The following is a 20409-nucleotide window of genomic DNA, read 5'->3' as shown; positions in this document are numbered from 1 at the left end:
GCGTCCCTGACTGCGACGACACGCCGAAGGGGGCAGCCATGAACGACCGGAGTGCACGCTCCTCCCGCGCGGTGGTCGTCGGCGGAGGCCTCGCGGGGGTCACCGCCGCGCTGCGTCTCGCCGACTCCGGGGTGGACGTGACCCTGCTCGAAGGCCGTCCCCGGCTCGGCGGGCTCGCCTTCTCCTTCCGGCGCGGCGATCTCTCCGTCGACAACGGCCAGCACGTGTACCTGCGCTGCTGCACGGCCTACCGGTGGTTCCTGGACCGCATCGAGGGTTCCCACCTCGCCCCGCTCCAGAACCGCCTCGACGTACCCGTACTCGACGTGGCCCGGCGCGCAGGGCCACGGCTCGGACGGCTGCGCCGTACCGGGCTGCCCGTGCCGCTGCACCTCGCAGGCGGGCTCGCCGCCTACCCGCACCTCTCGGTGGCCGAGAAGGCGGGCGTCGCCCGGGCGGCGCTCGCGCTGGGCCGGCTCGACCCCGCCGATCCCGCGCTCGACGGCATCGACTTCGCCACCTGGCTCCGCCGCCACGGCCAGTCCGCGCGGGCCATCGAAGCGCTCTGGGACCTGGTCGGCGTCGCCACACTCAACGCCACCGCCCCGAACGCCTCCATGGCCCTGGCCGCGATGGTCTTCAAGACCGGACTGCTCTCCGACCCGGGCGCCGCCGACATCGGCTGGGCCGCGGTGCCGCTCGGCGATCTCCACGACACCCTCGCCCGCAAGGCGCTCGAATCGGCGGGTGTCCGCATTCATGTGCGTACCAGGGCCGGATCGCTCACCCGCACCGAGGACGGACGCTGGGCCGTCGGGACGGACAGCGAGCGCTTCGAGGCGGACACCGTTGTGCTCGCCGTGCCGCAGGGCGAGACCCACCGGCTGCTGCCCGACGGGGCGCTGGACGACCCCGGCAGGCTGCTCGACCTCGAGGACGCGCCGATCCTCAACGTGCACGTCGTCTACGACCGCAAGGTGGTGCGGAGACCCTTCTTCGCCGCACTCGGCTCACCCGTGCAGTGGGTCTTCGACCGCACCGAATCCTCCGGCCTCCAGGGCGGCGGCCAGTACATCGCGGTGTCGCAGTCCGCGGCCGGGGACGAGATCGATCTGCCCGTCGCCGAGCTGCGCAGGCGCTACGTGCCCGAGCTGGAGAGGCTGCTGCCGGCCGCGCGCGGGGCAGGCATCCGCGACTTCTTCGTCACCAGGGAGCGCACGGCGACCTTCGCGCCCGCACCCGGGGTGGGCCGTCTTCGGCCCGGCACGAAAACCCGTGTCGCCGGGCTGCAGTTGGCGGGAGCATGGACCGCGACCGGCTGGCCCGCCACGATGGAGGGTGCCGTCCGCAGCGGTTTCAGTGCCGCGGACGCAGCGCTCCAGGCCCTCGGCCGGCCCCACGTACATCCGCTGCAGGAGGCGGCATGAGCAGTACCACCGGAACAAGAGGAGAGTCTGTGACCCCGGCGAATCCGGCTTCCGACACCGTGGCGGACACCACGGACGTCACCGCGCTTCTGGAGCGTGGAAGGGCCCTGTCAGCGCCGGTGCTGCGAGCTGCCGTGGACCGGCTGGCGCCGCCCATGGACACCGTCGCGGCCTACCACTTCGGCTGGATCGACGCCCAGGGCCGGCCCGCCGACGGCGACGGCGGCAAGGCCGTGCGCCCCGCGCTGGCGCTGCTGTCCGCGGAGGCCGCGGGCGCCCCGGCGGAAGCCGGCATCCCCGGCGCCGTGGCCGTCGAGCTCGTGCACAACTTCTCGCTGCTGCACGACGACCTGATGGACGGTGACGAGCAGCGCCGCCACCGCGACACCGTGTGGAAGGTACACGGTCCCGCCCAGGCTATCCTCGTCGGCGACGCGCTCTTCGCGCTGGCCAACGAGGTGCTGCTGGAGCTCGGCACCGTCGAGGCCGGCCGCGCCACCCGCAGACTGACCACCGCGAGCCGCAAGCTGATCGACGGTCAGGCCCAGGACATCTCCTACGAGCACCGCGAGCGGGTCACCGTCGAGGAGTGCCTGGAGATGGAGGGCAACAAGACGGGCGCCCTGCTCGCCTGCGCCGTCTCCATCGGCGCCGTGCTCGGCGGCGCCGACGACCGCACCGCCGACACCCTGGAGGCGTACGGCTACCACCTCGGCCTCGCCTTCCAGGCGGTCGACGACCTGCTCGGGATCTGGGGCGACCCGGAGTCCACGGGCAAGCAGACGTGGAGCGACCTGCGCCAGCGCAAGAAGTCCCTGCCCGTCGTGGCCGCGCTGGCCGCCGGCGGACCGGCGTCGGACCGGCTGGGTGAACTCCTCGCCGCCGACGCCAAGAGCACCGATTTCGACAGTTTCTCCGAAGAGGAGTTCGCCGCGCGCGCGGCGCTCATCGAGGAGGCGGGCGGCCGCGAGTGGACCGCCGGGGAAGCACGCCGCCAGCACGCCGTGGCCATCGAGGCGCTGCACGGTGTCGACATGCCCGAACGAGTGCGGGCACAGCTCACCGCGCTCGCCGACTTCGTTGTCGTTCGAAAGAGATGATCACCATCCAGATATGACTCGCAGTCGCCGGCGGGCGCCCGATACGGGCGCCCGCCGACGGAGACCCCAGCACAGCAGAGGACCAACTGCACGAAGGGGAAGCCATGACAGCGACGACCGACGGAAGCACCGGGGCCGCGCACCTCCGCGCAGTGCCGGCAAGCGATCCGGCCGAATCAACCATCGCCGCGGACGACATCTTCGACGTCGCGAGGCGGGCCGCGGAGCGCTCTGTCGAGCACCTCCTCGGCAGGCAGGACGAGCAGGGCTGGTGGAAGGGGGACCTCGCCACCAACGTCACCATGGACGCGGAGGACCTGCTGCTGCGTCAGTTCCTCGGGATCCAGGACCCGGACACCCTCCGGGCGGCCGCCCGCTTCATCCGGGGCGAGCAGCTCGGCGACGGTACCTGGAACACCTTCTACGAGGGACCGCCCGACCTCTCGGCCACCATCGAGGCGTACGTCGCCCTCCGGCTGGCCGGGGACCTCCCCGACGACCCGCACATGATGCGTGCCGCGGGCTGGGTCAGGGAACAGGGGGGCATCGCGGAGTCCCGGGTCTTCACCCGGATCTGGCTCGCCCTCTTCGGCTGGTGGAAGTGGGACGATCTGCCGGAACTCCCGCCCGAGCTGATGTTCTTCCCGAAGTGGGTTCCGCTCAACATCTACGACTTCGGGTGCTGGGCGCGGCAGACCATCGTGCCGCTCACCATCGTGTCCGCGAAACGGCCGGTGCGGCCGGCGCCCTTCGCCCTGGACGAGCTGCACACCGATCCGGCATGCCCCCGCCCGCCCAAACCCGACGCCTCGGTGGTCAGTTGGGACGGGTTCTTCCAGAGACTCGACAAGGCCCTGCACCTCTACCACAAGGTCGCGCCGCGCCGGCTGAGACGCATCGCCATGAACGCGGCGGCCCGCTGGATCATCGAGCGCCAGGAGAACGACGGCTGCTGGGGCGGGATCCAGCCCCCCGCGGTGTACTCCGTCATCGCCCTGCACCTGCTGGGCTACGACCTCGACCACCCCGTCATGCGGGCCGGCCTCGCCTCCCTCGACCGGTTCACCGTGTGGCGCGAGGACGGCGCCCGCATGGTCGAGGCCTGTCAGTCGCCGGTCTGGGACACGTGTCTCGCGACCATCGCGCTCGCGGACGCCGGCGTCAGCCCCGATCACCCCGCGCTCGTGCGGGCCGCCGACTGGATGCTCGGCGAGGAGATCGACAGGCCCGGCGACTGGTCGGTGCGCAGACCTCAACTCTCGCCCGGCGGTTGGGCGTTCGAATTCCACAACGACAGCTACCCGGACATCGACGACACCGCAGAAGTCGTTCTCGCGCTGCGACGCGTCCGCCACCCCGACCCGGCCAAGGTCGAGGCGGCCATCGAACGCGGGGTGAACTGGACCCTCGGCATGCAGTCCCGCAACGGCGCCTGGGGCGCCTTCGACGCGGACAACACCAGCCCCTTTCCCAACCGGCTTCCCTTCTGCGATTTCGGCGAGGTCATCGACCCGCCGTCCGCCGACGTCACGGGGCACGTGGTGGAGATGCTCGCCGTCGAAGGCCGCACGGGCGACCCCCGCACGCGTCAGGGCGTCGACTGGCTGATCACCGAACAGGAGCGCAACGGCGCCTGGTTCGGCCGATGGGGCGTCAACTACATCTACGGGACCGGCTCGGTGGTGCCCGCTCTCGTCGCGGCCGGGGTGCCGGCCGCGCACCCCTCGGTGCGACGTGCCGTCGAGTGGGTGAAGTCCGTCCAGAACGACGACGGCGGCTGGGGCGAGGACCTGCGCTCCTACCGCGAGGAGAAGTGGATCGGCCACGGCAGTTCGACCGCCTCCCAGACCGCCTGGGCGCTCCTCGCGCTCCTGGCCGCCGGGGAGCGGGAGACCCGCTCCGTGGAGCGAGGCGTCGCCTGGCTGGCCGAGACCCAGCAGGCCGACGGATCCTGGGACGAGCCGCACTTCACCGGCACCGGCTTCCCCTGGGACTTCTCCATCAACTACCACCTCTACCGGCAGGTGTTCCCTCTCACCGCCCTCGGCCGGTACGTGTACGGCGATCCCTTCGCCACCGCCTCCGGTATCGGTGCCGCCACCGGTGAAGGGGCCTGATCCGGTGGACGGTGCGGAGGAAGCGCCACCCGGCCCGGCCACACCCCTGCTGATCGCCTGCGCGCTCGGCATCGAACGCCTCGCCCTGCGCACCGGCAGGCGGGGCGACGCGCCGGGCCCCGTCAGCGTCATCAGCACGGGCATGGGTCCCCGGGCGGCGGAGAGCGCCGTCCGGGCCGCTCTGGGCCGCCACGGGGCCGGAGGTACGGCGGTCATCGCCTCCGGTTTCTGTGCCGGTCTCGCTCCCGGCATGCACCCCGGCGACCTGGTGGTGGCGGAGGAGACCCGCGACGCCACGGGAACGACGGCCTGCACGGGGACCGGCGTGCTCGTCGACGCGCTGACCAGAGCGGTGCCGGGCCGAACCGTCCACACCGGCCCGCTGGCCGGCTCCGCGCACGTCGTGCGGGGCCCCGAGCGGGCCGGCCTGCTGGCCACCGGGGCCATCGCCGTCGACATGGAGTCCGCGGCCACGCTCCGTACCGCCGTACGCACCGGGCCACGTCCAGTTGCGGCCGTACGGGTGGTCGTGGACGCTCCAGAGCATGAGCTCGTCCGTATCGGCACGGTCCGCGGTGGAATATCGGCATTCCGCGTTCTCCGTGCTGTCCTTCCGGCTTTCCATGAATGGCACCGATCTTTGTTGCTCCCCAGGAGGTGAGCCCAGATGGCCATGCCGCTCCGTCAGTCCATCAAGGTTGCGACGTATCTCATCGAGCAGAAGCTCCGCAAGCGGGAGAAGTTTCCGCTGATCGTCGAGCTGGAGCCCTTGTTCGCCTGCAATCTGGCATGCGAGGGCTGCGGGAAGATCCAGCATCCCGCCGGTGTGCTCAAGCAGCGCATGCCCGTCGCGCAGGCGGTGGGCGCTGTGCTCGAATCAGGTGCCCCGATGGTGTCCATCGCCGGCGGTGAGCCGCTGATGCACCCGCAGATCGACGAGATCGTGCGTCAGCTGGTGGCGAAGAAGAAGTACGTCTTCCTCTGCACCAACGCCATGCTGATGCGCAAGAAGCTCGAGAAATTCACCCCTTCGCCCTACTTCGCCTTCGCGGTGCACATCGACGGGCTGCGCGAGCGGCACGACGAGTCCGTCGCGAAGGAAGGTGTCTTCGACGAGGCGGTGGAGGCGATGAAGGAGGCCAAGCGGCTCGGCTTCCGGGTGACGACCAACTCCACCTTCTTCAACACGGACACCCCGCAGACCATCATCGAGGTGCTGAACTTCCTCAATGACGACCTCAAGGTGGACGAGATGATGATCTCGCCCGCCTACGCCTACGAGAAGGCCCCCGACCAGGAGCACTTCCTGGGTGTCGAACAGACCCGGGAGCTCTTCAAGAAAACCTTCGCCGGTGGCAACCGCCGCCGCTGGCGGCTCAACCACTCCCCGCTCTTCCTGGACTTCCTCGAAGGCAAGGCCGACTTCGACTGCACGGCCTGGGCGATCCCCAACTACTCCCTGTTCGGCTGGCAGCGGCCCTGCTACCTGATGAGCGACGGGTACGTGCCCACCTACCGCGAGCTCATCGAGGACACCGACTGGGACAAGTACGGCCGTGGCAAGGACCCGCGCTGCGCCAACTGCATGGCGCACTGCGGCTACGAGCCCACCGCGGTGCTCGCCACCATGGGATCGCTCAAGGAATCCCTGCGAGCGGCGCGGGAGACCATCGGCGGGAACCGGTGACGTCATGACCACTGGAGTACCAGTCGCCCTGGGCCTCCCCGGACTGCCGGCCCGGCCGCTCGCGGTGCGCCGCCCCTCGCGGCGCATCCAGGTCGGGTCGGTGGCGGTCGGTGGGGACGCGCCTGTGTCGGTGCAGTCGATGACGACGACGCGGACGTCGGACATCGGTGCGACGTTGCAGCAGATCGCGGAGCTGACGGCGTCGGGCTGTCAGATCGTGCGGGTGGCGTGTCCGACGCAGGATGACGCGGACGCGTTGGCGACGATCGCGCGGAAGTCGCAGATCCCGGTGATCGCGGACATTCATTTCCAGCCGAAGTACGTGTTCGCGGCGATTGACGCGGGGTGTGCGGCGGTGCGGGTGAATCCGGGGAACATCAAGCAGTTCGACGACAAGGTCAAGGAGATCGCGAGGGCGGCGGGGGACGCGGGTACTCCGATTCGTATCGGTGTGAACGCGGGTTCGCTGGACGCGCGGCTGTTGAAGAAGTACGGGAAGGCGACGCCGGAGGCTCTGGTGGAGTCGGCGTTGTGGGAGGCGTCGCTGTTCGAGGAGCACGGGTTCCGCGACATCAAGATCTCGGTGAAGCACAATGACCCGGTCGTGATGGTGAACGCCTACCGGCAGTTGGCGGCGCAGTCGGACTATCCGTTGCACCTGGGTGTGACGGAGGCGGGTCCGGCGTTCCAGGGGACGATCAAGTCGGCGGTGGCGTTCGGTGCGCTGCTGTCGGAGGGTATCGGGGACACGATCCGGGTGTCGTTGTCGGCTCCTCCGGCGGAGGAGGTCAAGGTCGGTCTGCAGATTCTGGAGGCGCTGAATCTGAAGCAGCGGCGTCTGGAGATCGTGTCGTGTCCGTCGTGCGGGCGTGCGCAGGTGGATGTGTACAAGCTGGCGGATCAGGTGAGTGCGGGTCTGGAGGGTATGGAGGTCCCGCTGCGGGTCGCGGTGATGGGCTGTGTCGTGAACGGTCCGGGTGAGGCGCGTGAGGCCGATCTGGGTGTGGCGTCCGGTAACGGCAAGGGTCAGATCTTCGTGAAGGGCGAGGTCATCAAGACCGTCCCGGAGTCGAAGATCGTGGAGACCCTCATCGAGGAGGCCATGAAGATCGCGGAGGGTATGGAGGAGGCGGGAATCCCCAGCGGGGCCCCCGCCGTGACCGTGAGCCGATAACAGGAACCGAAGAGAGGGGGCCCGGGTATGACGATGCTGGAATCGATCAAGGGACCGCAGGACCTGGAGGCGCTGAGCCTGCCGGAACTCGGTGAACTCGCGGAAGAGATCAGGGTGTTCCTTGTCCGAGCGGTGGCGAGGACGGGTGGTCACCTCGGCTCCAATCTCGGAGTGGTCGAGCTCTCCGTCGCCCTGCACCGGGTCTTCGACTCGCCTGTGGACCGCATCCTGTGGGACACGGGGCACCAGAGCTACGTGCACAAGCTTCTGACGGGGCGACAGGACTTCTCCAAACTGCGCGGCAAGGGCGGCCTCTCCGGCTACCCCTCTCGCGAGGAGTCCGAGCACGACGTCATCGAGAACTCCCACGCCTCCACGGTGCTCGGCTGGGCCGACGGCCTCGCCAAGGCCAACCAGGTACTCGGACGACCGCACCACGTCGTCGCGGTCATCGGGGACGGGGCCCTCACCGGCGGCATGGCCTGGGAGGCGCTCAACAACATCGCCGCGGCTGGCGACCGCCCGCTCATCGTCGTGGTGAACGACAACGAGCGGTCGTACGCCCCGACCATCGGCGGTCTCGCGAGCCATCTCGCGACCCTGCGCACCACCGACGGCTACGAGCGCTTCCTGTCCTGGGGCAAGGGTGTGCTCCAGCAGACGCCCGTCATCGGTCAGCCGCTGTACGGGTCCCTGCACGGCGCCAAGAAGGGTTTCAAGGACACCTTCGCGCCCCAGGGTATGTTCGAGGACCTGGGCCTCAAGTACGTCGGCCCGGTCGACGGACACGACACCGCCGCGGTCGAGGCGGCCCTGCACCTGGCCAAGCGCTTCAAGGGGCCCGTGCTCGTGCACTGCATCACCGAGAAGGGCCGGGGCTATCCGCCCGCCCTGGCGGACGATGCCGACCGCTTCCACACCGTCGGCAGAATGGATCCGCTGACCTGCGCGCCGCTCGTCGTGCCGGCCGCCCCCTCCTGGACCTCGGTCTTCGGCGACGAGATCGCGGAGATCGGCGCCGTCCGCCCGGACGTCGTCGCGATCACCGCGGCGATGCTGCACCCCGTCGGACTGACCAGGTTCGCCGAGGAGTTCCCCGACCGGATCTGGGACGTCGGGATCGCCGAGCAGCATGCCGCGGTCTCGGCCGCGGGTCTGGCCACCGGTGGGCTCCACCCGGTCGTCGCCGTGTACGCCACCTTCCTCAACCGGGCCTTCGACCAGTTGCTGATGGATGTCGCCCTGCACCGGTGCGGAGTGACGTTCGTGCTGGACAGGGCCGGTGTCACCGGCGTCGACGGACCCTCCCACAACGGCATGTGGGACATGTCCGTGCTCCAGGTCGTCCCCGGTCTGCGCATCGCCGCGCCGCGCGACGCCGACCGGCTGCGCGAGCAGCTCCGTGAGGCCGTGGAGGTCGACGACGCACCGACCGTGATCCGGTTCCCCAAGGCAGCGGTGGGGGAGCCGGTCCATTCCGTGGGGAGGATCGGCGGGATGGACGTCCTGCGCCAGGAGCCGGAACCCCAGGTCCTGCTCGTGGCCGTCGGGGCGCTCGCTCCGGTCTGCCTGGAGGCGGCGGACCTGCTCGCCGGGTCCGGAGTCCGCTGCACCGTGATCGACCCCCGCTGGGTCAAGCCGGTCGACGCCCAGCTGCCCGCCCTCGCCGCGCGGCACGCGCTCGTGGCGGTGGTCGAGGACAACAGCCGTTCGGGGGGTGTCGGCTGGGCGGTCGGGCAGGCGCTCCGGGACGCCTCCGTCGACGTACCCCTGCGGACGTTCGGCATTCCCGAGCAGTTCCTCGAGCACGCCGGACGCGACGAGGTGCTGGCGGACATCGGGCTGACCCCCGTGGAGATCGCGGGACGCATCGGCGCGGTGCTGGAGCGCCGCGGCGCAGCAGGGGAGCGCGGCACACCGAAGGAGCTCGGGGCATGACGGACGAACGGCCGGACTTCGATCTGGCGCGGCTCCTCGCCGAACGAGGAGCCGAACGCTACGAGCTGCACACCCGCCACCTCAACCACCAGCTGCCGCGGATGCTGCGCACCATCGGCTTCGACAAGGTCTACGAGCGCGCCGAGGGTGCGTACTTCTGGGACGCCGAGGGCAATGACTACCTGGACATGCTCGCCGGGTTCGGGGTCATGGGGCTGGGCCGGCACCACCCCGTCGTCCGCAAGGCGCTGCACGACGTCCTGGACGCCTCGCTCGCGGACCTCACCCGGTTCGACTGCCAGCCGCTGCCCGGACTGCTCGCCGAGAGACTGCTGGTGCACAGTCCGCACCTGGACCGGGTCTTCTTCGGCAACAGCGGCACGGAGGCGGTCGAGACCGCGCTGAAGTTCGCCAGGTACGCCACCGGCAGGCCACGGATCCTCTACTGCGGCCACGCCTTCCACGGGCTGACGACGGGGTCGCTCTCGGTGAACGGGGAGAAGGGGTTCAGGGACGGCTTCGCGCCCCTGCTGCCTGACACCGCCATCGCGCTGGGCGACCTCGACGCGCTGCGGCGCGAGCTGAAGCGCGGGGACGTGGCCGGGCTGATCGTGGAGCCGATCCAGGGCAAGGGCGTGCACGCCGCGCCTCCCGGATTCCTCCGGGAGGCGCAGGAACTGCTCCGCCGGCACAAGGCCCTGCTCATCGTGGACGAGGTGCAGACCGGGCTCGGCAGGACGGGGGACTTCTACGCGTACCAGCACGAGGAGGGGGTCGAGCCGGACCTTCTCTGCGTTGCCAAGGCGCTCTCCGGCGGGTACGTCCCCGTGGGTGCGACGCTCGGCAAGGACTGGATCTTCAAGCGTGTCTACTCCTCCATGGACCGTGTCCTCGTCCACTCCGCCAGCTTCGGATCCAACGCCCAGGCCATGGCGGCCGGGCTCGCCGTCCTCTCCGTGATGGAACAGGAGGAGACCGTCGCGAACGCCCGCCGCACAGGCGACCTGCTGCGCCAACGGCTCGCCGCGCTGGTCGGCCGCTACGAGCTGCTGCACGAGGTGCGGGGGCGGGGGCTGATGGTCGGGATCGAGTTCGGGCGGCCGTCGTCCCTGAGGCTGCGCAGCCGCTGGACGATGCTGCAGGCGGCCCGGAAGGGACTGTTCGCGCAGATGGTGGTGGTGCCGCTGCTGCGGAAGCACCGCATCCTCACCCAGGTCTCCGGCGACCACCTGGAGGTGATCAAGCTGATTCCGCCCCTGGTCATCGCGGAGCCCGAGGTGGAACGCTTCGTGGCCGCGTTCACTGCGGTCATGGACGACGCGCACAGTGGCAACGGGCTGATGTGGGACTTCGGCAGGACGCTGGTGAAACAGGCCGCCGCGAACCGTTGAGCCAGTGTTTTGCCCCTGAGGCAAATAATTTGCCTCAGGGGAAAGTTCCTGGCCCAATGGGAGTATGAATCCTCCTGACGGAGGGGTGGCCGACGACCTTCCGGGAGTCGCGCCACGCCTGCGCGAACTACGCCGCGACCGCGGTCTGACCCTGGAGAGCGCTGCCGGGCGGGCCGGACTCTCTCCGGCCCACCTGTCCCGGCTCGAGACCGGCCGCAGGCAGCCGTCGCTGCCGATGCTGCTCGGTCTCGGCCGGATCTACGGTACGACCGTCTCCGAGCTCCTGGGGGAGATGCCGCCCGAACGTGACGCGATCGTCCGTGGCGGGCCGATCGGCGATGCTCCCGGCGACGGGTCCGGCGGCTGGCTCTACCAGCAGGCGGGCGGCTCGGGACGCGCCATGCAGGCGCTGCGCGTCCACGTCCCCTACGGTACCGAGAGCGAACTCGTGCGCGTCCACCCCGGTGAGGAGTGGCTGTACGTCCTCGACGGCCGCCTCGGGGTCGTCCTCGGGGAAACCGTGCACGACCTCGATCCTGGCGACAGCGCGCACTTCGACTCCCTCACCCCGCACCGGATCGCAGCCCTCGGGCGTGGCGGGGCCCGGCTGCTGTTCGTCCACACGCTGCTCCAGAGCCCGGCCGCCGAGCTGTGCCTGGGCCCCGCCGTCCGGCTCTGATCCCGCGCACCCCTGTTTCCGTTCCGGCCCGGACTGCCCATGGCGGCCCGAGTGCCGTCGCCCCGGCCCCGAAGGGCCGCAAGGAAGGACTGTCATGTCCGATTCTGAGTACTACGACCCGCTCACCCCGCGCACCCGGCGCGGGGACGACGACGGGGACACGCAGGAGAAGCGGATGCCCCGCGGGGTGGTCATCCGGCTCATCGCCTACCTGGTGGCCGGGCACGTCGTCGCGGCATTTCTCTTTCTCCTCTTCACCGTGGCGGGCAAGGGCTGAACGCCGACGCCGGGCCCGGCCCGGCCCGCTCCTCTTCGTGCCGGGCCGGGCCCGGCCACCGCCGTCAGGCGCCCTCGACGAGGCGTACGCGCAGCTTGTCGCGCGTCTCGTGGCTGATCTTCAGCCCTTCGCGGAGATAGCGGTCGGTGCTGCCCCAGGTCTCCTCGATCGCGGCGAACGCCGCGTCGAGATATTCGCGGTGTGCGCCGAAGAGCGGGTTGAGCAGTTCCATGACCTCGTCGGACATGCCCACCGGTGACGTGTCGCTGCGGCGGACCTTGTAGCGGCGGTGGGCGTCGTTGGACTTGAGGTAGTCGGCCTCGATCGCGTCCTTCTCGACGCCGACCGCCAGCAGCGAGACCGCGACCGACAGGCCCGCCCGGTCCTTGCCCGCAGCGCAGTGCATCAGCGCGGGAACACTGTCCTCGGCGAGTGCGTGCAGGACCCGGCTGTGCTCGGCGGTCCGGTCCGTGATGATCGAGCGGTAGGACAGGACCATGCGTTCAGTGCCCTTGCCGTCGGCCAGGATCGAGCGCAGCTGCTGGATGTTCCCGTCGCGGACCAGTCGCCAGAACTCCGCGCCGTCGGCGGGGTCGGAGAGCGGAATGCTGACATTCCTGACGCCGGGCAGGTCCACGTCGTATCCGTCGAGTTTGTGGTCGGCGGCGTTGCGGAAGTCGAAGATCGTGTGCAGGCCCAGTCCGGCGAGGAACGCGGCGTCGGCCTCGGTGGCGTGGGCCAGGTGACCGCTGCGGAAGAGGCGCCCGGAGCGCACGGTGCGGCCGTCGCTCGTCGGCAGCCCGCCGACGTCGCGGAAGTTGCGGACACCGGTCAGGTCCACCTCCGTCGGCTCGGGGCCGGCCGGGGGGACCTCTGGCAGCTGCGTCACAAGGGCTCCTGGAGGGTCTGGTGCCGGCGCCGCTCGCCGACGGGGCACGCTCGCGACGATACGACATGGCTGCATCGCGCATGCGTCGCGTCCCTGTCGTATCGGCCGACGGGGGAGGGGTGGGCACGTGGTGTCCGTATTGGTGCATTTAATGGAACATGCCCCACTTGTGCGGGACGTGGGGGGACGCGGGTGAGCGGGATCATATCCGTGACGGTGTGTGGTGAAGGCGCCTGTGAGTATTCCGGACGCCTTACGGAAAGCCAAGATCCGTAATCCACGGAGTGTGACGGTAATTCTGTAACGGAATTGAATCGGGGATTCCGCTCGGGAATCCGAGGCTTGTTACCCGCGTCCTCGCTCGCCTACGGTCACGGTCAATCCGGACGGAACGCCGAATCCTGCCGCCGCCCGGAATCCGCACCGACTCACGTGTGGCAGGAGCGGGGGAACCAGGTAAGTCGCCGGCCGGAGCGATCCGGAACGGCTCGGGGTCAAGACGCGTCACCACGCGGCCGGGCATCTCCAGCCCGAACCCGACAGCTCACCTCGCAGGCGCCGGAGAGGAACTCCCCATGCCCGCAACAGGCAAGCACCGTCGCAAGAAGTCCGGTCCGCTCTCCCGCGGCATCCTTGCCGCAGGGGCCGGCGGCGCCGTACTCGCCCTCCCGCTGATCGGCGCCACCGGTGCCCACGCGGCGGAACCGGCGTCCCCCGCGGCGAAGTCCGCTGCCGTCACCCGGAGCGCGCCCGCCGCCGTAGCGAAGGACTCCCCGAAGACCTACACCGTGGTGTCCGGCGACAACCTCGCGAAAATCGCCACCGCCAAGAAGATCAAGGGTGGCTGGCAGAAGCTGTACAAGGACAACCGCGACGTCATCGGCGACAACCCCGGCCTCATCGTCCCGGGCATGAAGCTGACCCTCGGCGCCAAGGCATCCGGCACCGCCGGGAAGCCGACGGCCGCCACGCACGCGCAGGCCGAGACGAAGCCGGCCACGAAGGCCGCGCCCGCCGCCGAGAAGGCCGCCGCGTCGGAGAGCACCGCCTCCGGCTGGGCGGCCCCGGTCGAGAACCCCACGGTCACCACCCAGTACCACGTGGCAGGCGCCAGCTGGGCCAGCGGCTACCACACAGGTTCCGACTTCCAGGCCGCCTCGGGCACCAGCGTCCGCTCGATCGGCCCGGGCACCGTGGTCTCCGCCGGGTGGAGCGGGGCGTACGGCAACGAGATCGTCATCCAGCACAGCGACGGCATGTACTCCCAGTACGCGCACCTGTCCTCGCTCGAGGTCTCGGCCGGTCAGACCGTCACCGGCGGCCAGCAGATCGGTCTCTCCGGAACCACCGGGAACTCCACCGGCCCGCACCTCCACTTCGAGGTCCGCACCGGCCCGAGCTACGGCTCGGACGTCGACCCGATCGCCTACCTGCGTTCGCACGGCGTCTCCATCTGAGGGACCTGACCCAGAGGTCGAGAGAGGGGCGATGCGCCGCGGCGCATCGCCCCTCCGCTTATTCCGGCTTTACCAAAACCTGACCGGGTGGTCTTTCTCACCACCCGTCAACCCCCTATTGCGGTCGCGTAGGTCACATTCGAGGGTGCAGGATAAGCCCTTGTGGCAGACGATTCGAGAAACAAACAACACGTCATCATCGGGTCGTACGCAGCGATTGGCGACAGTTTCACCGAGGGTGTGGGCGACCCCGGCCCGGACGGGAGGCTCGTCGGCTGGGCGGACCGTTTCGCCGTCCTCCTCGCGGACCAGCTCCCGGTCCCCGACGCGATGGCCGGCCCGGTGGACGACCCGCACGGAATCTTCCGGTACGCCAATCTCGCCGTACGCGGACGACTCCTCGACCAGATAGTCGAGGAACAGGTACCCCGCGCGAAACAGCTGGCCCCCGATCTGGTCAGCTTCTGCGCGGGCGGCAACGACATCCTCCGCCCGGGCTCGAACCCGGACGACGTGGCCGAGCGCTTCGAGCGCGCGGTGGCCGACCTCACCCAGGCCGTCGGCACCGTCATGGTGACCACCGGCTTCGACACCCGCGGCATCCCGGTGCTCCGGCACCTGCGTGGCAAGATCGCCACCTACACCGCACACGTCCGGTCCATCGCCGACCGGTACGACTGCCCTGTTCTCGACCTGTGGTCCCTGAGGTCCGTTCAGGACCGGAGGGCCTGGGACAACGACCGGCTGCACCTCTCGCCCGAGGGACACACCCGGGTCGCGCTCCGCGCCGCCCAGGTCCTCGGACTCGACGTGCCGGCCGACCCCGACCAGGCGTGGCCCCCGCAGGCACAGAGGGGCACCCTGGAAGTGCGCCGCGACAACATCAACTGGGCACGGGAGTACCTCGTCCCGTGGATCGGACGACGGCTGCGCGGTGAGTCCTCCGGAGACCACGTGGAGGCCAAACGCCCGGACCTGCTGCCACTGTGACGGGCCGCCCGGATCCTCAGCGGCCGCTGACGAAGGGCAGGAGCGGCCGGGCCGGATCCGCGGACACGAGCGGAGCGGACGCGAGCCCGTCCGGAGCGGGCATTCGCACCGGGCGGGCGGGTATCCGCTCCAGAACGCCGCCCGCGAAGACGTCGTACAGCGGCAGCGTCTCCAGGTGCACGTAGCCGATGTGACAGTCGCACACGTCGAGCGGGCAGCCGCGCGGACCGAGGGCGTCACGGTAACTGCCGTCGTAGAGGTTGCCGAGCTCGGCGCGGACGAAGTGGCAGCGCCGTACCGTCCCGTCGCCGTCCACCGAGACGACCGACTCACCGGTCCGGCAGGGCAGACCCGCCGAGCGGTGGGGGTGCCTGCTGTACGGGAACAGCGGGTCCAGTGCCGTCCAGTCGGCCGCCTCCTCGTCCGTATAGGTGTGCCCCTCGGCGGCGTTGACCCAGAGGTAGACCTCCGGAGGCAGCGCGGCGCGCAGCCGGCGGGCCTCGGCCAGGTGCTCGTGCAGACCGACGATCCCTACGCTGTGGCGCACCCCCAGTGCCGTGAGCTCCCGGCACCGGCCGAGGAACCGCTCGTACGGCGTCTGGCCCGGGTGGTAGGTGCACCACAGAGCGACCTTGTCCCGCTCCGCCTCCGCCAGCCACGCCGTACGGCCGCTCAGATTGGTCTGGACGGCGACCCTCGCGATGTGCGGCAGGCGGGACAGCTCGACGAGTGCCCGCCGGTACCAGGAACGGACCAGCGCCTCGCCCCACGGCGTGAACAGCACCGACAGCCGGTCGCCCGACTGCGCGGCGGCCCAGCCGGTGAAGCGCTCCAGGGCCGCACGGTCCGCGCGCAGCCGCTCACCGCTGTCCCGACGCTTGGCGAACGGGCAGTACGGGCAGTCGTAGTCGCACGAGGCCAGCGGGCCCCGGTACAGGATGGTCAGGTCCTTGCCCACCGGCCGGCTCACTTCGCCTCGTACGCGGCCATCGCGGCCCGTACCTCCGGGGAGAACAGCTCCGGCCCGAGCGCGTCGGAGTGGGCCAGCCCCTCGGGGGAGAGACGCAGCAGGCCAGGGTCCGTGGTGCCGTCGAGCCAGCCGCGCGTGGCGAAGAGTTCCAGCTCGGCGCGGAAGTCGGCGTACGGATCGGCACCGAATCGGTCGCGGTACTCGGCGGTCCTCATGCCCCGGGCCTGGAGGAGCGACTGCAGCAGATGCCGCCTGCGTGCCTCGCCCTCGTCGACGTAGCGGCCGACCTCCGCCCGGGAGAAGTCCGCCGTGGCGGTGAAGCCGTCGATGATGCCCCTGACCTCCCGCATCTCCACGGCGTAGTCGAAGGAGTAGTGGAGGGAGGAGGTGTACGACCGGGCCCCGCAGCCCAGCCCGATCATGCCGTCGGTCTGACAGGCGTAGTCCTCCGGCCCCGTCGGCGTGGCGTCCCCGCGGCGGAACATCCGCATCGACACCTGCTCGTAGCCGTGCGCCAGGAGGTGGTCCCGGCCCGAGCGGTACAGCCGGAGCCGCTGTTCGTCCCAGGCGGCGTCCGGAGCGGGCCCCGTCCCGGCCACGGTTCCGGCGCTCCGGCGCCCGAGGCCGGTCAGCGGCCGCACGTACAGCGGGTAGAGGTACAGCTCCTCCGGGCGCCAGGCGAGAGCTGCGTCCAACGAGGTGCGCCAGCTCGTCTCCGTCTGGCCGTCCATGCCGTAGATCAGGTCGATGTTGAGTACCGGGACGCCTGCCTCACGGATGCGGCCGAGGGCGGCCTCCACCTCGGACCGGTGCTGAGGGCGCACCGCCGCGCGAGCCTCGGCATCCACGAAACTCTGTACGCCGATGCTGATCCTGGTGGCTCCACGGTCGGCCAGGACGGACAGCCGGTCCGCGGTCGCGGTCGACGGTGAGGTCTCCACCGACAGGGGAATGGAGCGGAGATCGGCGCCCATCCTCTTCTCCGTGATGTCGCAGAGGCGCTCCAGCTCCCCGGCGTCGAGGTAGGTGGGAGTGCCGCCGCCGAACGCCGCCGCCGCGAAACGCACCGGAGTGTCGTCGCCCAGCGCGTCACGGACGGCCACGGCCTGCCGGTCGAGTGCGTCGAGGTACCGGGTCGTCAGCTCGCCGGGTGCGCCGATCCTCGTGAACAGGTTGCAGAAGCCGCAGCGGACCTCGCAGAAGGGTATGTGCGCGTACAGGGAGAGCGCGTCCTTGTTCTCCTCGGCCCACAGCCCGCTCAGAAGCGGGCGCCCGGCGGGATGGGAACCGAGCGGGCGGTAGGCGGTCTTGTGGGGATAGGCGTACACGTAGCTCACGTAGGGGCTCGTGGTGGTGACGGTCATCGTGCTGCCCCCGGGTCGAGGAAGAAGTGGGCGTAGGGCACGGTCCACACGGCTTCGTGCCCGAGCCGGTGTCCGGTGTAGCCGTCGTCCCCGTACGCCGTGCCGTGATCGGAGCAGACGATCGCGAAACACCTGCGGCGGCTGCTCGCCGCGTCGAAGAGCCGGCCGATGTGCCGGTCCACGTACTCCAGGGCGGCGGCGTGGGTGGCTTTCGAGTCACCGGCTCCGGCCGTGGCACCCGACAGGTGGAACCAGTTGGGCTGGTGCAGCGCCGACACGTTCACGAAGAGGAAGAGCGGCTGCTCCTCGGGAAGTTCGGCGACGACCTGTTCCGCACGCGTGACCTGTGCCTCGAAGGACGTGGGTGAGCCGACACCGAACTCCGGCTCCCAGTGGCTCTCCTGGAACATGCCGGGCAGCACCGAACCCAGCGGCGGTCGGCGGTTGAAGAAGCCCACGCCGCCCACGCAGACCGTGCGATAGCCGACCGCGGCAAGGCCCGAAAGGATGTCCGGAGTCTCGTGCACGAAGGTGCCGTCCGCGGTCGACTCGCTGCCGGCGAAGCGGGCGGCGAACAGGCGCGGGTGGGGGCCCGGGGCGGCGGGCGTCGGCAGGAAACCCGCGAAGATCGCCTGGTGGGAGGCGTAGGTGAAACTGCCCGGTGCGTGCCTCTTCTCCCAGACCCCACCGGGGAGATGACGGGCGAGATTCGGGATGCGCCCCGCCGCGGCCAGATCGCGGGCGACGTCGAACCGCAGCGTGTCCAGGGTGACCAGCAGCAGATCGTGGCTCCCCACGACCGCGTTCATGTCCGGGTTCGGGCTCTCCACGCCGGTGTGCGTGGGATCAGGGTGCGTAGGTGACACGGTCGTTCCTCGTCCGGTCCAGTACGGCGGCGATCTGCGCGCCGTAGGTGTCCAGGTCCTCCGCGCCGCTGCCCGGAAGTCCGGTCAGACGGGGCAGGAGGTCCCCGAAGGCGTTGACCTCGCCGACGGTGAAGCGCCGCCAGCCGGTGGCGGGCAGCAGGTCGACCCCCACGCAGAGCGTGCCGGGGAAGCAGGCGGCGGCCCGCTCGCAGACCGCCAGGGCGGCGTCCCAGCTTCCACCGGCCGTCTTCACCGCGGCCCGGACCTGGTCGAGATCACCCCGAGCCCCTCCCAGGTGCAGGTTCGTCATGGGGTGCCTGCTGGTCCGCACGACTGCATGCGTCGCCCGGCCCGCGACCACCACGACCCGGAGGTCGGCGACCCGGCCCCGCTGGGATGCCTTGGGCAGCCAGCGCTCGATGTGCAGCCCGTCGGGCGCCAGAGCGTCGATCAGAGCCGCCACCTCGCGCTCCGTCGTGCACCTGCGCACCCGCAGCGAGTTGAACAGCCGGCCCTCGGCGTCCCGCTCCACCGACGTGGCCGCGCGGACCCTTCCGGGGCCGGCCGTCTCCAGTGCGACCACGCCGGAGGCGGACGAACCGTGGGCCGGCTTCACGAACACCCGCGGCATTCGGTGATCAGTCATCAACGCCCTTACGTCCGCCCAGCCCCGCACCGGCCCGGCAGCGGGCCCGGAAGTGGGGGAGTCCGGTACGGGCACACCCCCGCTGACCAGGACACCGTGGCAGATCCGCTTGTCGAACAGCACCGCGATGTCCCCTGGATCGTCCAGCAGGTCGGCACCCGCGGCGCCTGCGGCCCGGGCGACATCCCGCACGGCCGCGGTGAAACGGACGTACCAGCGGGCCGAACCCTCCACCCTCGTCGGATCGTCCGTCCCGCGCAGGAGCCTGTCCACCTCGGCGTCTTCACCCGGGGAGTCGACGCGCACGGTCTCCCCTGGCAGGAAGCGGACATCGCCCCGGAGCACATCGAGCCAGGAGACCGTGCGCGCGGCCGGAAGCCCGGCGGCGCGCACGGCGTCCTGGAAGAGGCCGACCCTGCGGTTGCCGGGGATGCCGACGACCGCGAGGCGCGGGAGCGCGCTACTCACTGACTGCGACATAGCGCGACTCGTCGTCCTCGTCGTCCCAGTCCTCGGCTCCCTCGAGATCGACCCGCACACCCGCCCGGGCGCACACCTCCTCGATACGGGAGACGTACGGGCCACTGAGGTAGTGGTGGTGCAGATCAAGGGCGGAGAGGTGGGTGAGCGGCTGCCCGCCCAGCAGGGCCTCGGCGCCCGTGTCGCTGAGGGTGCCCATCGCCAGGGACAGGGAGTCGAGCCGCGCGACGACCGGCGCCGAGGCTACCGCGACGGCTATCTCGTCCTGGATCTCGCTGTTCTGCAGACCGAGATGGCGCAGCGCCGGGTACGCGGCGCCGGACAGCACGGGTGCCAGGTCGGCCACGGAAGCGTCACCGCCGTACCACTCGGAGCCCAACCAGAACTCCAGGTGTTCCAGCGACGGGAGTTCGGAGGCGCCCACCGCTCGGACGATGTGCCCGGGCAGGCCACCGGACTCGAAGCGCAGCGACTTCAGCGCCGCGTGCCGGACAGGGCGCAGCCGGAGGTTCTCCCCGTCGGGAACGGCCTCTCCGCAGCCGCGCACGGTCAGTTCCTCCAGAAGCGGAAAGACTTCGAGAACCGGGGTGATGTCGCACATCTGCAGCCAGGACAGCTCGCACTCCTCGCTCTCCACATCGGCGAGGAACAGCGCGCGCAGGGCCGGGAAACGGTGTGCGTCCGCGACGATGGCGTCGACCACGGGCTGGAAGGAGGAGTACTCGTCCTCCCACCAGGGCCCGATCAGCAGCGCCCGCACCCCGGTCGGGTCGACCTCCGTGAGGAAGCGCCGCCAGTGCTCCGCGAAGGTCTCCCCGCCCCAGGCGCACTCCAGCCGCCAAGCCACGGATCCGGGTGCGGAGGGTGTCCCGGGCTCCGGGGCGTCGGCAGCGGGCAGGGTGAGGACCGGCAGGCCGTGGAAGACGTCCGGGTGAATGATGTCGGTCATCGCGCGCC

General features: G+C 70.5%; 18 protein-coding genes and 1 riboswitch. Of the genes, 12 read left to right on the top strand and 6 right to left on the bottom strand.

Translation table 11 applies throughout. From position 1 onward, the window contains the following. Positions 1 to 38 precede the first annotated feature (38 nt). The 10 genes from hpnE (at position 39) to OG206_RS04235 (ending at position 11790) form a co-directional block, all read left to right on the top strand. Positions 39 to 1427 carry a hydroxysqualene dehydroxylase HpnE gene (hpnE, locus tag OG206_RS04280; protein ID WP_327112321.1) on the top strand — a complete coding sequence of 463 codons (1389 nt, stop codon included), beginning with the start codon at positions 39 to 41 and terminating at the stop codon, positions 1425 to 1427. After that, positions 1424 to 2527 (top strand): polyprenyl synthetase family protein, encoded by a 1104-nt coding sequence (locus OG206_RS04275; RefSeq protein ID WP_327112319.1) that lies wholly within the window; start codon positions 1424 to 1426, stop codon positions 2525 to 2527. Before hpnE ends, OG206_RS04275 begins: the two co-directional genes overlap by 4 nt. Positions 2528 to 2631: 104 nt before the next feature. Next, a complete protein-coding gene (gene shc / locus OG206_RS04270; protein ID WP_327112317.1) occupies positions 2632 to 4644 on the top strand; it encodes a squalene--hopene cyclase in 2013 nt (670 codons plus the stop codon). Positions 4645 to 4648: 4 nt separating this feature from the next. Next, positions 4649 to 5305 carry a phosphorylase family protein gene (locus tag OG206_RS04265; RefSeq protein WP_327112315.1) on the top strand — a complete coding sequence of 219 codons (657 nt, stop codon included), beginning with the start codon at positions 4649 to 4651 and terminating at the stop codon, positions 5303 to 5305. 6 nt (positions 5306 to 5311) lie between these two features. Next, positions 5312 to 6331, top strand: a complete 1020-nt coding sequence (gene hpnH / locus OG206_RS04260) for an adenosyl-hopene transferase HpnH (protein ID WP_327112312.1) — start codon at positions 5312 to 5314, stop codon at positions 6329 to 6331. Positions 6332 to 6335: 4 nt separating this feature from the next. Continuing rightward, a complete protein-coding gene (ispG, locus tag OG206_RS04255) occupies positions 6336 to 7505 on the top strand; it encodes a flavodoxin-dependent (E)-4-hydroxy-3-methylbut-2-enyl-diphosphate synthase (protein WP_327112310.1) in 1170 nt (389 codons plus the stop codon). A 27-nt stretch (positions 7506 to 7532) separates the two neighbouring features. Beyond that, complete coding sequence (gene dxs, locus OG206_RS04250; protein WP_327112308.1) at positions 7533 to 9443, top strand: 1-deoxy-D-xylulose-5-phosphate synthase; 1911 nt, start codon at positions 7533 to 7535, stop codon at positions 9441 to 9443. Continuing rightward, the gene (locus tag OG206_RS04245; protein ID WP_327112306.1) at positions 9440 to 10834 is read left to right on the top strand and encodes an aspartate aminotransferase family protein; all 1395 of its coding nucleotides are present in this window, start codon (positions 9440 to 9442) and stop codon (positions 10832 to 10834) included. Before dxs ends, OG206_RS04245 begins: the two co-directional genes overlap by 4 nt. Before the next feature lie 64 nt (positions 10835 to 10898). After that, positions 10899 to 11513, top strand: a complete 615-nt coding sequence (locus tag OG206_RS04240) for a helix-turn-helix domain-containing protein (RefSeq protein WP_327112304.1) — start codon at positions 10899 to 10901, stop codon at positions 11511 to 11513. A gap of 94 nt (positions 11514 to 11607) precedes the next feature. Further along, positions 11608 to 11790: a DUF6126 family protein gene (locus OG206_RS04235; protein WP_327112302.1), complete on the top strand. Its 183-nt coding sequence runs from the start codon at positions 11608 to 11610 to the stop codon at positions 11788 to 11790. Between the two features lie 64 nt (positions 11791 to 11854). On the opposite strand, the gene OG206_RS04230 is transcribed toward OG206_RS04235, so the two are convergent. Next, complete coding sequence (locus tag OG206_RS04230; RefSeq protein WP_327112300.1) at positions 11855 to 12679, bottom strand: tyrosine-protein phosphatase; 825 nt, start codon at positions 12677 to 12679, stop codon at positions 11855 to 11857. A gap of 411 nt (positions 12680 to 13090) precedes the next feature. Further along, positions 13091 to 13250, top strand: a riboswitch (cyclic di-AMP (ydaO/yuaA leader). A gap of 4 nt (positions 13251 to 13254) precedes the next feature. Between OG206_RS04230 and OG206_RS04225 the strand changes: the two genes are divergently transcribed. Continuing rightward, complete coding sequence (locus OG206_RS04225; RefSeq protein WP_327112298.1) at positions 13255 to 14136, top strand: M23 family metallopeptidase; 882 nt, start codon at positions 13255 to 13257, stop codon at positions 14134 to 14136. Between the two features lie 162 nt (positions 14137 to 14298). After that, on the top strand, positions 14299 to 15126 hold the full coding sequence (locus tag OG206_RS04220) for an SGNH/GDSL hydrolase family protein (protein WP_327112296.1): 828 nt from the start codon (positions 14299 to 14301) through the stop codon (positions 15124 to 15126). 16 nt (positions 15127 to 15142) lie between these two features. Here the strand turns inward: OG206_RS04220 and OG206_RS04215 are convergent, their stop codons facing one another. Genes OG206_RS04215 through OG206_RS04195 form a run of 5 tightly spaced genes read right to left on the bottom strand, consistent with a single transcriptional unit; the run spans position 15143 to position 20401 of the window. After that, on the bottom strand, positions 15143 to 16084 hold the full coding sequence (locus OG206_RS04215) for an STM4011 family radical SAM protein (protein ID WP_327122179.1): 942 nt from the start codon (positions 16082 to 16084) through the stop codon (positions 15143 to 15145). 8 nt (positions 16085 to 16092) lie between these two features. Next, positions 16093 to 17460 carry an STM4012 family radical SAM protein gene (locus OG206_RS04210; RefSeq protein WP_327112294.1) on the bottom strand — a complete coding sequence of 456 codons (1368 nt, stop codon included), beginning with the start codon at positions 17458 to 17460 and terminating at the stop codon, positions 16093 to 16095. Beyond that, the gene (locus tag OG206_RS04205; RefSeq protein WP_327122178.1) at positions 17457 to 18269 is read right to left on the bottom strand and encodes an STM4013/SEN3800 family hydrolase; all 813 of its coding nucleotides are present in this window, start codon (positions 18267 to 18269) and stop codon (positions 17457 to 17459) included. Before OG206_RS04205 ends, OG206_RS04210 begins: the two co-directional genes overlap by 4 nt. Positions 18270 to 18306: 37 nt before the next feature. Next, positions 18307 to 19452, bottom strand: coding sequence for an STM4014 family protein (locus OG206_RS04200; RefSeq protein WP_327112292.1), 1146 nt, complete (start codon positions 19450 to 19452; stop codon positions 18307 to 18309). Beyond that, a complete protein-coding gene (locus OG206_RS04195; RefSeq protein ID WP_327112290.1) occupies positions 19433 to 20401 on the bottom strand; it encodes an STM4015 family protein in 969 nt (322 codons plus the stop codon). The genes OG206_RS04200 and OG206_RS04195 overlap by 20 nt, the downstream gene beginning before the upstream one ends. Positions 20402 to 20409: the final 8 nt, after the last annotated feature.

Source organism: Streptomyces sp. NBC_01341 (assembly GCF_035946055.1).
Lineage (GTDB): Bacteria > Actinomycetota > Actinomycetes > Streptomycetales > Streptomycetaceae > Streptomyces.
The sequence above is the reverse complement of the archived record's forward strand: the minus strand, read 5'-3'. Positions and strand labels throughout refer to the sequence as shown.